This window comes from Nocardia sp. SSK8 (assembly GCF_037034205.1).
Taxonomy (GTDB): Bacteria; Actinomycetota; Actinomycetes; order Mycobacteriales; family Mycobacteriaceae; genus Nocardia.
The window spans coordinates 190860-204669 of sequence record NZ_JBAGKD010000011.1 but is presented as its reverse complement, the minus strand read 5'-3'; the positions used below and the strand labels follow the sequence as shown (position 1 = coordinate 204669).

Annotated in this window: 11 protein-coding genes; 4 read left to right on the top strand and 7 right to left on the bottom strand. The window is 68.2% G+C overall.

Annotated features, from left to right (window positions below; genetic code table 11):
• Positions 1-4: 4 nt before the first annotated feature.
• From dnaB to rpsF, 5 genes are all read right to left on the bottom strand, one after another.
• The gene (dnaB, locus tag WA675_RS20865; RefSeq protein WP_336086351.1) at positions 5-2632 is read right to left on the bottom strand and encodes a replicative DNA helicase; all 2628 of its coding nucleotides are present in this window, start codon (positions 2630-2632) and stop codon (positions 5-7) included.
• Between the two features lie 542 nt (positions 2633-3174).
• Positions 3175-3627: a 50S ribosomal protein L9 gene (gene rplI / locus WA675_RS20860; protein ID WP_336086349.1), complete on the bottom strand. Its 453-nt coding sequence runs from the start codon at positions 3625-3627 to the stop codon at positions 3175-3177.
• A 17-nt stretch (positions 3628-3644) separates the two neighbouring features.
• A complete protein-coding gene (gene rpsR / locus WA675_RS20855; RefSeq protein ID WP_278261020.1) occupies positions 3645-3896 on the bottom strand; it encodes a 30S ribosomal protein S18 in 252 nt (83 codons plus the stop codon).
• Positions 3897-3927: 31 nt separating this feature from the next.
• On the bottom strand, positions 3928-4488 hold the full coding sequence (locus WA675_RS20850; RefSeq protein WP_218718404.1) for a single-stranded DNA-binding protein: 561 nt from the start codon (positions 4486-4488) through the stop codon (positions 3928-3930).
• A gap of 97 nt (positions 4489-4585) precedes the next feature.
• On the bottom strand, positions 4586-4873 hold the full coding sequence (rpsF, locus tag WA675_RS20845; protein ID WP_278261022.1) for a 30S ribosomal protein S6: 288 nt from the start codon (positions 4871-4873) through the stop codon (positions 4586-4588).
• A gap of 171 nt (positions 4874-5044) precedes the next feature.
• Here rpsF and WA675_RS20840 point away from each other — a divergent pair, with 171 nt between their 5' ends.
• Positions 5045-6421, top strand: a complete 1377-nt coding sequence (locus WA675_RS20840) for a hypothetical protein (RefSeq protein ID WP_336086347.1) — start codon at positions 5045-5047, stop codon at positions 6419-6421.
• A 60-nt stretch (positions 6422-6481) separates the two neighbouring features.
• Here WA675_RS20840 and WA675_RS20835 read toward each other — a convergent pair whose 3' ends face one another.
• Both WA675_RS20835 and WA675_RS20830 read right to left on the bottom strand, forming a co-directional pair.
• Positions 6482-7582, bottom strand: a complete 1101-nt coding sequence (locus tag WA675_RS20835; protein WP_336086346.1) for a DUF475 domain-containing protein — start codon at positions 7580-7582, stop codon at positions 6482-6484.
• A gap of 69 nt (positions 7583-7651) precedes the next feature.
• Complete coding sequence (locus WA675_RS20830; RefSeq protein WP_336086345.1) at positions 7652-8227, bottom strand: TerD family protein; 576 nt, start codon at positions 8225-8227, stop codon at positions 7652-7654.
• Positions 8228-8511: 284 nt separating this feature from the next.
• On the opposite strand from WA675_RS20830, the gene WA675_RS20825 reads away from it, so the two are divergent.
• From WA675_RS20825 to WA675_RS20815, 3 genes are read left to right on the top strand one after another with little or no spacing between them, the layout of a single operon-like run.
• Complete coding sequence (locus tag WA675_RS20825; RefSeq protein ID WP_336086344.1) at positions 8512-9627, top strand: hypothetical protein; 1116 nt, start codon at positions 8512-8514, stop codon at positions 9625-9627.
• A 42-nt stretch (positions 9628-9669) separates the two neighbouring features.
• Positions 9670-10881: an HpcH/HpaI aldolase/citrate lyase family protein gene (locus tag WA675_RS20820; protein WP_336086343.1), complete on the top strand. Its 1212-nt coding sequence runs from the start codon at positions 9670-9672 to the stop codon at positions 10879-10881.
• Positions 10878-13799 (top strand): phosphoribosyltransferase, encoded by a 2922-nt coding sequence (locus WA675_RS20815; protein WP_336086342.1) that lies wholly within the window; start codon positions 10878-10880, stop codon positions 13797-13799. Before WA675_RS20820 ends, WA675_RS20815 begins: the two co-directional genes overlap by 4 nt.
• Positions 13800-13810 lie beyond the last annotated feature (11 nt).

Sequence of the window (13810 nt, the reverse complement as noted above, 5' to 3'; positions counted from 1 at the left end):
CCGATCAGCCTCTGGCCATATCCACGAACCGGCTCAGATGCAGCTGATGCGCCACGGTGATGGTGGCGGTCGGGCCGTTACGGTGTTTGCCGACGATGAGGTCGGCCTCGCCGCCACGCGGGTCGTCACGTTCGAACGCGTCGGGCCGGTGCAGCAGGATGACCATGTCGGCGTCCTGCTCGAGCGAGCCCGATTCGCGAAGGTCGGAGACCATGGGCCGCTTGTCGGTTCGCTGTTCCGGACCACGGTTCAGCTGCGAGATCGCGATCACCGGAACTTCGAGTTCCTTGGCGAGCAGCTTGAGATGGCGCGAGAATTCCGAGACTTCCTGCTGTCGGGATTCGACTTTCTTACCCGAGCTCATCAGCTGGAGGTAGTCCACCACAACGAGTTTCAGGTCGTGGCGCTGTTTGAGCCGCCGCGCCTTGGCGCGAATCTCCATCATCGTCAAGTTCGGCGAATCGTCGACGAACAGTGGCGCTTCGCTGATCTCGCTCATCCGGCGGGCGAGTTTGGTCCAGTCGTCGTCGCTCATCCGGCCCGAGCGCATGTCGCCCAGTTTGATCTTCGCCTCGGCGGAGAGCAGGCGCATCACGATCTCGGTCCGGCTCATCTCGAGCGAGAAGATGACGCTGGCCATTCCATGCTTGATCGAGCAACTCCGCATGAAATCCATGCCTAGCGTGGAATTGTGGGTCGGCACCATCGAGTGACCCGCGAGATACAGGTGGTCGGCATTGTCGACCTCGACGCAGCGGACCGGCACGGACTCGATCCGCCGAACATCTACGATATAGCGGGAATTCGACCGAGTAGTATTACGCGCTGCACGACGTTCCTTGTGTAGCAGCGCCTTTCGGTACAGCCCGAAGACTTCGTCGTCGGTGGCGAAGGTGAGGGTGAAGCAGGTCGACGTCTGCTCCGACCGTCCACGGACCCGCTTGGTGGAAACACCACAGCGATAACCCAAACTGACGACGAGCTCCCGCACATCGCGGAACAGCCGCTCATCGGTGACAGCGAACTGCACCGACCCGCCATGGGTGACGGTGCCATCGGTATCGAGGAGCCCGGCGAGCAGCGCCCGGCGCTGCGCCTCCGATCCACGCAGATAACTCATCGGAATGTGCTTGTCGCCGAGCACACCCAGCGTGCGTAACCTGGCCTGCACGCTGCCGACCGAATTACGGCACGACTGGCACAGCCGCAATCCGATCGACGGCCCGCCGCATTCGGCGCACGTTGGCGCGGGCACCGGCGCGGAAATGAACCGTGCACGACCGCCACAGGAGCGGCCGCAGGTGCGAACCTCGCTCGTGAAGGGAACGAACTCGGTACCGCACACCACGCAACTTCGTGCCTGGACCGGCTCGGGTGCCGGGAGAGTCAGCTGGAAGCGGCCGGGAGCCGACGGTGAGGGCGTGGCGATGATGCCTTCGCCTTCGATCCGCGCGACGATCTCCGGGTCGAAGCAGGTGAGCTGGGCGGCGGCGGAGGTGCCGTCGCCCAGCCAGGCGCCGAGGGTGTACGGCGGTACCAGCAGATCCTGGGTGGGCAGTTGCAAGGGCCGGGTGTTGGTGACCGAGTGGTTGAGGCGGCGGTCGGCGGTGGCGCAGCGGAGGGTGTTCGCGATCTCGGCGGTGGTGCGCACCCCCGGGGCGGTCGGGTTGCGGCGTGGGCGGCCCGCTGCCGCATCCTGGGCCGAGCGCCGGGATTCGCGGGTATCGGTGAGCCACTGGTGCTGTTCGTCGGCGACGAGCACGGTGCCGTCGGAGAATTCGACTTCGTAGCACGGCCGGTCGGTCATGACCTCGGTCGCCGCGACGACGCGCGTCGGCTGCCCGTCGGCATCGAGCAGTTCGTCGCCGACGCGCACCTCGCCCATCGTCGTCCACCCGGACGGCGTCGGCAGGGGGGTGTCGAGCGCGAGCGCCTTACCCACACCAGGTCGGGCGGCGACGATGATCATCTGGCCCGCGTGGAGGCCGTTGGTGAGTTCGTCGAGTTCGGTGAAGCCGGTGGGGACGCCGAGGGAGATGCCGCCGCGGGAGGCGATGGAGTCGATTTCGTCCATGGTGGGCTGGAGGAGTTCTTCCAGCGGGGTGAAGTCCTCGGTGGTGCGGCGCTCGGTGACCTCGTAGATCTCGGCCTGGGCGCGGTCGACGACCTCGGCGACGTCCTGGCCGTCGGCGCCCGCGTAGCCGAACTGCACGATGCGGGTGCCCGCCTCGACGAGGCGGCGCAGGATGGCCTTCTCGGCGACGATCTCGGCGTAGAAACCGGCGTTGGCGGCGGTGGGGACGGTCTGGGTGAGGGTGACCAGGTAGGGGGCGCCGCCGATGCGCTTGAGTTCGCCGCGACGATCGAGACCGGCGGCGACGGTGACGGGGTCGGCGGGTTCGCCACGGCCGTAGAGGTCGAGGATGGTGTCGTAGACGGCCTGGTGCGCGGGACGGTAGAAGTCGCCGGGGCGCAGCACCTCGACCACGTCGGCGATGGCGTCCTTGCTCAGCAGCATGCCGCCGAGGACGGACTGCTCGGCCGCCATGTCGTGCGGTGGCTGCCTGCCGAAGTCCTCGCCGGGCGGCTCGGGCGGGAAGTCCGTTTGCGCGCGGTCGCCGGTGGTGGTCACCAGACCGTCCTCTCTGCCCTCGTTGTACTCCCGGGCTCCGACACGAAGTCAGCAATCGGTTGCCTGCGTGATTCCCGGGGTCGCGCGCAGGGCAATGCGACGAACCTAGGCGACGTTTTCGGCAGGTGCCAAGCCGACATGTGCACACAACTGTGGATAACTTGGGGGTAGTTCACCCAGAGTTGTGCAGCTCCTGTGGAAAACATGGGGAAAACCCAGGTCAGTGCGGTGGAACGCCCTGCTAGGCCGGGTATTACCCGACTCTCGACCTGTGGATGAAAGAAGTTCCGGCGTGTCGGTCAAGGTGAACGGCCGGGCGTGTTGGGTTAACAGCACGCATGCACGGTATGACCGGAGTCACAAATGTGCCGGTCGGTTTCCGCGGTAATCCACAGGCGGAATAACGGGAGGTCAGCGAGTTGCCGACCGGAGGCCACCGGGGGAGGCCGTCACCACCCCGAAAGGCGGCTATCGGTCAGCTACCACTGCTGAAGGCAACGGAAACCACCCCCGTGCGAACACAGGGGTGGTTTCCAGCGAACTCAGTTCGCAGCAACCTCAAGGTTGAACTTGGCAGCCACATCGGGGTGCAGGTGCACCACGATGCCGTGCTTGCCGGTCGACTTGATGTGCGACTTCGGCAGCTCGATGCTGCGCTTGTCCACCACGGGGCCACCGGCGGCCTTGATGGCACCGGCCACGTCGGCGGTGGTGACCGAACCGAACAGCTTGCCGCTGTCGGCGGTCTTCACGGCCAGCGAGACCGACTCCAGGCCCTCGATGGCCTGCTTCAGCTCGTTGGCGTGGTCCAGGTCGCGCACCTTGCGGGCGTCCTGGGCGCGACGGATGCCCTCGACCTGCTTCTGGGCGCCACGGGTGGCCACGATGGCCAGGCCGCGGGGCAGCAGGTAGTTGCGGCCGTAACCGTCCTTGACCTCGACGAGATCGCCCGGCGCACCGAGGTTGTCGACATCAGCGGTGAGGATGAGCTTCATCTGTCTGACTCCCTTTCTCAGCGAGCGGTCGACACGTAAGGCAGCAGGGCCACCTCACGCGAGTTCTTGACGGCCACAGCGATGTCACGCTGGTGCTGCACGCAGTTGCCGGTGACGCGGCGAGCGCGGATCTTGCCGCGGTCGCTGACGTACTTACGCAGCAGCGTGGTGTCCTTGTAGTCGATATTGACGATTCCGGCCTTGGCTTCCTTGCAGAAAGCGCAGGCCTTCTTCTTCAGTACCTTTTCGCGCGCGGGCGCTTTAGGCATGGTCTTCTCTCCGTACTATGCGTGCCGTTCCTCAGAACGGCGGTTCGTCATCCATGCGGCCGCCGCCCCCGAAGGAGCCGGCCGCGGGCGCGCTACCCCACGGATCGTCGTTGCCTGCGTTGCCGCCGCCCGACTGTCCGCCGCCGTTGTTGGCGTTGTAGCCGCCTGCGCTCGCACCACCACCGGCATTACCGGAACCGCCACCGAAGCCGCCGCCTCCGCCGCCGCGACCGGCCTTGGAGACCTTGGCCGTCGCGTACCGGAGGGAGGGGCCGACCTCGTCGACCTCGAGTTCGACGACCGTGCGCTTCTCACCCTCGCGGGTTTCGTAGGAGCGCTGCTTGAGCCGTCCGCTCACGATCACGCGAGCGCCTCGGGTCAGGCTCTCGGCGACATTCTCCGCTGCCTCACGCCAGATGTTGCAGCGCAGGAACAGGGCCTCGCCGTCTTTCCATTCGTTCGAATTGCGATCGAACACGCGGGGAGTCGAAGCGACGGTGAAATTCGCCACCGCTGCGCCCGCGGGCGTGAAACGAAGCTCGGGGTCTGCCGTCAAATTGCCGATGACGGTGATGACCGTGTCGCCTGCCATGGGGGTTCCTCCTGCTCGGGGGTGCAGTCCGCATCTCGGGATTTGCGCTCGAGCCTAAAGCTAGGCTCTGACACGAAATTCGAGAAGTGGTTGCGGACTACTTGTCGTTGCGCAGAACCTTGGTGCGCAGCACCGTCTCGTTCAGGCCTAGCTGGCGGTCGAGCTCGCTCACGGTGGCCGGGGTCGCGGTCAGTTCGACAACCGCGTAGATGCCCTCGGCCTGCTTGGCGATCTCGTAGGCGAGCCGACGACGGCCCCAGATGTCGACCTTGTCGACCTTGCCGCCCTCGGTCTTGACGACGTTGAGCAGGTTATCCAGGGACTGCCCGACGATGCGCTCGTCCAGGCTGGGGTCGAGGATGACCATCACTTCATATTGACGCACGGACCAATCACCTCCTGTGGACTAGGAAACGGCCATGGACTTTCCATGGCAGGAGGGTTCGTTGCGTCAGCAACCCGACAAGGCTACCTGAGCGCCCTGGGTGCGACGAAATCGATCATGAGCGCGGGTTGACCGCCGGACAACAGCGCCTCGCCGCTTAGGGTGATTGCCATGACGAACGACCCGCTGTCCCGCGCGCGTACGGGCGCGGCGCGGGCCACGGCGCTGGCCTTCGTCGTGCTGCTGCTGTGCGGGCTCACCCTGGCGGTGGCGTACGCGAACAAGGCGCGCTGTGCGGGCGGACCGGTCGACGAATACGGCCGCAGCGAGGTCTTCGATATCCGCAAGGACCGCGATGTCTGCTATTCGGATATCCAATTCCTGTGGCAGGGAAGAGAAATCGACAATCACGTCTTCCCGTATGTCGACGGCGCGATCACCGATGACGGCGTGCTCATCGGCGGCGCGGTGGAGTATCCGGTCCTCAGCGGCCTGCTCATGTGGGTGGGCGCGATCGGCGTCGACAACGACGCCGACTTCCTCTGGCACTCGGCCCTGCTGCTCGCGCCGTTCGCGCTGCTGACCGCCTGGCTGCTGGCCCGGGTCGCGGGCCCGGCGGCGCTGCTCTGGGCGACCGGCCCGCCGCTGGTCTTCTACGCCTTCCACAACTGGGAACTGCCGGTGGTGTGCACGGCGGTGGCGGCGGTGGCGGTGCTCGCGCTGCCATCGCGCCTGTCCGTGCGCACCCGGGGGATCATCGCCGCGGTGCTGCTCGCGCTGGGTTTCTGCCTGAAGATCTACCCGGGCATCTTCGTGCTGCCGCTGGCGTTCTACGTGCTCACCGAGGGCGCCCCGCGCGGTACCCGGCGGTGGCGCGAACTCGATGTGGCGGGCGCGGCCCAGACTCTGCTGGCGGCGATGGCCACGGTGGCGGCGGTGAATCTGCCGTTCGTGCTGGCCGGGGTGGAGGGCTGGCGCGCCTCGGTCACCTTCCAGCGGCTGCGCCAGGCCGACATCACCACCAATTCCATCTGGTACTGGGGTCACCAGGCGATCTTCGGCCGCGCCGCCGAGACCACCCAGACCTGGCACGACTTCGTCGCGGTGGCCTCCCCGCTGCTCATGGCCGCCGCCTTCGCGCTGGCCCTGTGGCTGGGGACGCGCCGCTGGACCCCGGCCGCGCCGTACCCCTGGGTGGGCGTGAGCGCGGCGATGCTGGCCGGATTCCTGCTGTTCCACAAGGTGCACTCACCCCAGTACACCCTGTGGATCATTCCGTTCCTGGTGCTGCTCGAGGTGCCGTGGTCGATGGTCGCGGCCTATCTGGTCGCCGACGCGGCGGTCGGCATCGGCGTGTTCCGCTACTTCTGGACGATGGGCCAGGGCGAGGACTACGACACGCTGGAAGGGGTCGTGCAGTTCGGCGTCTGGTTGCGCAGCGCCCTGCTGCTCGCGCTGTTCTTCGTGTTCCTGCGGGCGCGGATGCGCGGCACGCGGGCACCGGAGCCGATCGGCCCGCCGCCGCGCGCGCTGCGACCGGTGGCCTGACAGACGACAACGGCGGCGAACCCCCGAAGGGATTCGCCGCCGTCGCGGAAGACGAACCGATCAGCTGACCGGCGCGGTCTCCTTGGCCTCGTCGACCTCGTCGGGCTCGGCGTTGCGGTTGCGGATCACGCTGGTGATCAGCGCCGCGCCGATGAACGCCACACCGATCAGACCGGTGATGAGCTCGTCGACGTGCACGCCGATCGAGATCAGCAGGATCGTCGCCAGCGCGCCGATCGCCCAGTGCGCGCCGTGCTCGAGGTACACGTACTCCGAGAGCGTGCCCTGGCGCACCAGGTAGACCGTGATCGACCGGACGAACATCGCGCCGATCAGGCCGAGGCCCAGCGCGATGATGATCGGGTCGGAGGTGATGGCGAACGCGCCGATCACGCCGTCGAAGGAGAACGACGCGTCGAGCACCTCGAGGTAGAGGAACAGGAAGAACGCGGCCTTACCGGTCGCCTTGACCAGCTTGGACGGGCCGCCGGACTCGAGATCCTCGGTGTGGAACATCGAGCCCAGACCGTCGACCAGGATGTAGACGATCATGCCGAGCATGCCCGCGACCAGCACGGTCGAGCGCTTGTCGTCGGTGGCGAGGAACTCCGCGACCAGCACCAGACCGGTACCGGCCACGACCACCGAGAGCATGTCGAGCTTGCCCGCCTTGGCCAGCGGGCGCTCCAGCCAGCTCAGCCAGGTGATCTCACGTTCTTCGAAGATGAAGTTCAGGAACAGCAGCGCGAGGAACATGCCACCGAACGCCGCGATCTGCGGGTGCGCGTCGGTGAGCAGGGTCTCGTAGCTGGGGCTGCCGTCGGGGAAATAGGCCGCGTCATCGGCGGGCGGGTTGAGGGCCAGGTCGAAGGCCTGCACCGGGTTGAGGCCCGCGGTGATCCACACGATGGCCAGCGGGAAGACCAGCCGCATGCCGAACACGGCGATGACGACGCCGACAGTCAGGAAGATCCGCTGCCAGAACTCACTCATCCGCTCGAGGATGGTGGCGTTGATGACGGCGTTGTCGAACGACAGCGACACCTCGAGGATGCCGAGGATCGCACACAGTGCCAGTGCCGTCGCGCCACCGTAGAGGTAGGCCACGACCAGCGAGGCCACCGTGATGAGGATGGACAGGCCGAAAATGCGCGTAATCACGCGGAGGACCTTTCTGTGTCACACGAACAGGGGGCCCGAAAGTGTCGAGCCCCCTATCCGCGATGGTGACTAGACGTTGACGCCGTAGTCGCGGGCGATGCCGGCCAGACCGGAGGCGTAACCCTGCCCGATGGCGCGGAACTTCCACTCGGCGCCGTTGCGGTACAGCTCGCCGAAGACCATAGCGGTCTCGGTCGAGGCGTCCTCGGACAGGTCGTAGCGCGCGAGCTCGGTGCCGTTGGCCCGGTCGACGACGCGGATGTAGGCGTTACGCACCTGGCCGAACGACTGCGCGCGGGTGTCGGCGTCGTAGATCGAGACCGGGAAGAAGATGCTCTCGATGGTCGGCGGGGTGTTGGCCAGGTCGACGTTGATGACCTCGTCGTCGCCCTCGCCCTCACCGGTGGTGTTGTCACCGGCGTGCTCGATGGCGCCTTCCGGGGACTTCAGGTTGTTGAAGAACACGAAGTGCTTGTCGGAGACGACCTTCTTGTCGGCGCCGGTGGCGATCGCGCTCGCGTCGAGGTCGAAGTCGGTGCCGGTGGTGGTGCGCACGTCCCAGCCGAGACCGACCGCGACCGCGGTCAGGTTCGGGGCCTCTTTGGTCAGCGAAACGTTGCCGCCCTTGGACAGACTGACACCCATGCGGGAATCCCTTCGGTTGGTCCGGTGTGTCGTTTCCCAGCATGTCCGAATCGCCGGGTACGGCTACGACAGTAATAGGTTTCGCGGATCTTGCGTAGGAACCGTCTGCAGCCCAGGTGAACCGGGGGAATCTCCTACCATCGGGCAGTGTGCGCCCGGCGACGGCGCACTGTTGGGGAAAGGACGTGACGGTGACACCTCGCAGACGCGGCTGGTTCAGGTCCGGGGCGGACCATGGCTGGATCAGTGGTGCGCGAGCCGCGACGTCGGCGGCGTTCCTGGATATGGATCGCAGGCAGACGGCGGCGGAGGCGGGTGTGGTGGCCAGCGAGCAGGTCTTCCCGGAACGTCGGGTCGAGGCGCTGTGGGAGCCGGTGCGGGCGCGCTGTTACGCGGCCGCGGGCGCCTATCTGACCTTCACCGACGAGCTCGACGCCGCTGAGGCCGCGGGGACGCCGGTGCCCGACGGCCCGGCTCGGGCCGAGGCGCTGGTCCAGCAGCTCACCGCGGCCGCGCGCGGGGTCGACGACTTCTATCACGCGCAGCGCGCGGGGCTCGAGCACGCGGCGAGCGTGCGGTCCTCGGTGCCGCAACTGCTGCGGCAGGTCCGCCAGGAGGGTGAGCAGGCGCTGGCCGCCGCGACCGGTTCGGGCTTCGCCGGATACCCCTCGATCGAGGCGGGCGTAAGGCGGCTGAATGAGGCTCTGGTCACAGCCTCCGCGGTGGATCCGCTCAGCGCGGTGACGGCCGCGCGCGAGGCCGCCGCGGGGGTGCAGCAGGCCACCAAGGATCTGTCGGATGCGTTGGCGCAGGCCCCTTCTCGCGCCGAGGCGGCGACCAAGGCGATCGCCTCGGTGACTACCCGGCTGGCCGCCGTGCGCAACCGCGGCGCGGCCCTCGGACCTGCCTACTCGGCGCTGCTGCGCGAGTTCAACGCTGCGAGTTCGGCGGATCTGACCAACAATGAGCGAGACAGCCGCCGCGACATCGACGCCGCAGACGTCGCGCTGGGGCAGGCGCGGGTCGCGGCCGCCGACCACGACCCGGAGACCGCCCTTGATCTGACCGCCACCGCGCGTGAGCACCTCGCCGAGGCCGAACAGCTGGTCGACGCCGTCACCCGACGGCTGGATCTGCTGCGCGGGGTGCGTGCCGATCCCGACGCGAAGGTCCGCACCGTACGATTCCGGCTGCGGGACGCGCAGATGCTCGCGGTCGACCGAGGGCTGGTCGCCGAGTGGGGTTCGGTGCTCGATGCGCAAGCCGAGCGCCTCGATCGCATCACTTCCGGACTGACGGGTCGTCATCCAGACTATTGGGCGTACGTGACGGAACTGGATACCGTCGCGACGTTCATCGCCGGGGTAGTCGACCGCATGAGAAAACACGACAGCACATAGGACCTTCAGTAGAGATGATCTGGCACGAATGAGGTGGGGGGAATGACCGCGGGGTACGCCGTAGCGTCGGAGGTTTGCCTGCACAAGCAGGTACCGCTGCGACACTTCCGGCAGTTGCAGGGCCCGCGCAGACGGGAACTGTTCCTGGTGGAACCGGAACCGCTGATCAGTTCCGAGGACCGCGAACTACTCGCCACCGCGCTGGGCGCGACGCTGTATGTGCCCGCGACCCGGCCCGACCTGGCCGACACCATCCGCAAACGGACCGCGCGCGGTGTGTGCTCGATGGTCATCGACCTCGAGGACGCCGTCGCCGATCACCAGGTGGAGGCCGCGAAGCAGCACGCGGTGGACACCTTGGACCTGCTCGCGCACAGCCTCGACCCCAACCCGCTGCTGTTCGTGCGGGTGCGTGACCCGCACACCGTGGTCGAGCTGGCCGAACGCCTCGGCCGTGGCGGCGAGGCGCTCACCGGCTTCGTCTTCCCCAAGTTCGACGCCGTCACCGGGCCCGCCTACCTCGACGCGCTCGACCTCGCGAGTCGCGTGCTCGGCCGCCGCGTCTACGGAATGCCGGTGCTGGAATCGGCGAGCCTGGTGCACCGCCAGACCCGCGACGAGCAGCTGGCCGCCATCGCCGAGCTGCTCGCCGCCCACCGCGAGCGGCTGCTGGCCGTGCGCATCGGCGCCACCGACATGTGCGCGACCTTCGGCATCCGCCGCGACCGCGACCTCACCATCTACGACGTGCGAGTGGTCGCCGATGTGATCGCCGACATCGTCAACTACCTCGGCCGCGCCGACGGCACCGGCTTCATCATCACCGGGCCGGTGTGGGAGTACTTCGCCGACCACGAGCGCATGTTCCGGCCGTTGCTGCGCACCGCGCCGTTCGAGGAGTCCGACGCGGTCCCGTTCCGCCAGTACCTGGTCAGCCGCGATCTGGACGGCCTGCTGCGCGAGATCACCCTGGACCGGGCCAACGGCATCCAGGGCAAGACGGTGATCCACCCCTCGCACGTGGCCGCCGTGCACGCGCTGTCGGTGGTGACGCACGAGGAATACGCCGACGCGCTCGACATCATGCAGGCCGATGTCGGCGGCGTCGCGGCCTCGGAATACCGCAACAAGATGAACGAGATGCGCCCACACCGCAGCTGGGCCCGCCAGACCCTGGTCCGGGCCCGCGCGTTCGGCGTGGCGAACAAGGGAGTGTCCTTCGTGGATCTGCTGACAGCGATGATCGCCGAATGAGTGCGGTCGAAACCCCCTGGGCCACCGCCCATCTGGGTATCGAACTCCACCACGGCGAGTCCTTCACGGCTGGCACCGCAACTGCTGGCGGAGCCGCCACGCGGGATGGAGCTGGTGCGCATGGCGATGTCGCCGTGCACGACGACGCTGCCGTGCAGGCTGAGGCTGCTGCGTGGGGCGGCGTTGTTGCCTCGCGCGACGCCGCTGGTGCGCGTGGCGGTGCGCAGCGTGACGCTGATGGCGCGGTGGGCGGGGACGGGCTGCTCGGCGAGTTCACGATTGGTGGGCTGGTGGTGCCGGGTCTGCGGCGCAATCCCCGGCGTGCGCATCTGCTGGTGTCGACGGTGCTGGGTAAGCATCTGCCGACCGATCCGCGCGTGGTGATCGGCGCGGGGGAGCGGCTGGCGGATCTGGTGTGCGAGAAGCTCGGGGAGCGCGAGCCGGTGGTGCTCGGGTTCGCCGAGACCGCGACGAGTCTGGGGCACTGCGTGGCCGCGCGCCTCGACGCCACCTGCTATCTGCACTCCACCCGCAGGCACGAGCCGCGCGCCACCACGCTGACCGGGTTCGAGGAAGGGCATTCGCACGCCACCTCGCATCTGCTCCAGCCCGCGCCCGCGAGCATCTTCGTCAACGATCGGCCGCTGGTGCTCGTCGACGACGAGATCTCCACCGGCGACACCGCCATCGACGCCGTGCGCGCCCTGCACGCCTTCGCCCCGCGCGCGCACTACGTGCTCGCCTCCCTGGTCGACATGCGCACCGCCGCCGACCGCGCCAAGTTCGAGGCCGTCGCCGCCGAACTCGGCGCCCGCATCGACACCGTGTGCCTGGCCGCGGGCCGCACCGAGCTGCCCGACGGCCTGATCGACACGGTCACCGCGCTACCTGACCCGCAGCTCAATCCGGTTGCGGCCCAGCGCGGTTCCGTAGACCGTATCGACCTGGCCTGGCCCGCCGAGGTCCCCGAGGGCGGCAGGCACGGCACCCTGCGCGCCGATGTCGACGCCTTCGACCTCGCCCTGAAATCGGCCACCACCGAACTCGGCGCGCGCCTGGACGCGGAATTCCCCGGCCGCCCGGTCATCGTGCTCGGCCACGAAGAACTCATGTACCTCCCGCTGCGCCTGGCCGCCGAACTGGCCGCCACGGGCACCCCCACCCGCTTCCAGACCACCACCCGCTCCCCGGCCTACGTCCTCGACGAACCCGGCTACCCCCTGCGCCGCGGCTTCCGCTTCACCGCCCCCGAGCCCGACCCCACCGCCGCCCGCTACCTCTACAACGCCCAGTGGCCCGACACCACCGAGCCCCCACTCCTCCTGTTCGTCCTCGACCCACCCGCCGACACCCCCGAACTGCACGCCCCCGGCGGCCTGGTCGACGTCCTCACCGCCTCCGGCGCCGACGTCCTCCTCGCGGTAGTCCCCGGCGCCGACCCCCGCACGCTCCACACCCACCGCACCCAGAACCCGACCACACCGGTCGAGAGCTCCGGCCCAGACACTCCCGTGTCTCCGGAGACCGCCACTGCGCCGACACGGACTGCCGCGCTGACGGGCCCCGTCGCACCGACCGCTGCCGCGTCGACCTCCGCCGCATCGACGGCTGCCGCGTCGACCTCCGCCGCATCGACGGCTGCCGTGTCGACCTCCGCCGCGTCGACTGCTGCCGCGCCGACACGGACTGCCGCGCCGGTGGCGGCCCCGGCCGCAGCAGCGATTGACGCAATGCGAACGGCTGGGGCAACCGGCGTGTCGAGCTCGGCTCCGGAGTCCCCGGGCGGCCGGTCGAGGTCATTGTCCGCCCTGCACGGCCCCGAATTCGGTTCCTACGCGGCCGCAGACGTCTCGTGGCTGCTCAAAGATCTCTCCGACGTGGACCTGGAAGCCGATGTGGCCGAACGCGAGCGGCGGATTCAGGCGGGGCTCGCGCACTACGCCGAATCGCTGCCGGTCGAGTTCCAGCCCGATGCCGAGTACCGCGAGCTGTTCGATCGTGTGCTGGCCGAGAGCGCCGAGCGGCTGGCGCTGGCGGTGGCGACTCTCGCCGAACTCGTTGTCGCCGAACGTGGTGAGGACATCGTGCTGGTGTCGCTGGCCAGGGCGGGCACCCCGGTCGGGGTGCTCATGCGGCGATGGCTGGCCAGTGGGATCGGTCGACGAGCCCTGACCGTCCCGCACTACGCGGTCTCCATCGTGCGCGCGCGTGGCATCGATGCGGCGGCGCTCGATTACCTCGCGCACCATCACGATCCGTCCTCGATCGTGTTCGTCGACGGCTGGACCGGCAAGGGCGCCATCACCCGCGAACTCACCGAGGCCCTCGACGCCTATCACGCGGCGGGTGGCGCGCGGTTCAACGACGAGCTGGCCGTGCTGGCCGACCCAGGCAACTGCGTCCGCACCTACGGCACCCGCGACGATTTCCTCATCGCCTCAGCCTGCCTGAATTCGACCGTCTCCGGCCTGGTTTCGCGCACCGTGCTCAACGACACCCTGATCGGCCCCGGCGAGTTCCACGGTGCCAAGTTCTATCGCGAACTCGCGCACGCCGATGTCTCCAACCGGCTGATCGATTCGGTCACCGCCGCCTTCGACACCATCCGGGAGCAGGTCCCCGGCGCGGTCGCCGCCATCCGGGAATCGGACCGCACCCCGGACTGGTCCGGCTGGGCCTCGGTGGAGCGGGTGCGGGCCGAATACGGCATCAGCACAGTCAATTTCGTGAAGCCGGGCGTCGGCGAGACGACCCGGGTGCTGTTGCGCCGCGTACCGTGGCGGGTGCTGGTTCGTGACGCGGATGCGCCGGAGCACGCCCACATCCGCCTGCTCGCCGCGGCGCGCAATGTCCCGGTGGAAGTGGTACCCGACCTGGCCTACTCCTGCATGGGCCTGATCAAGGAGCTACCCCAGTGACCGGTACGGCA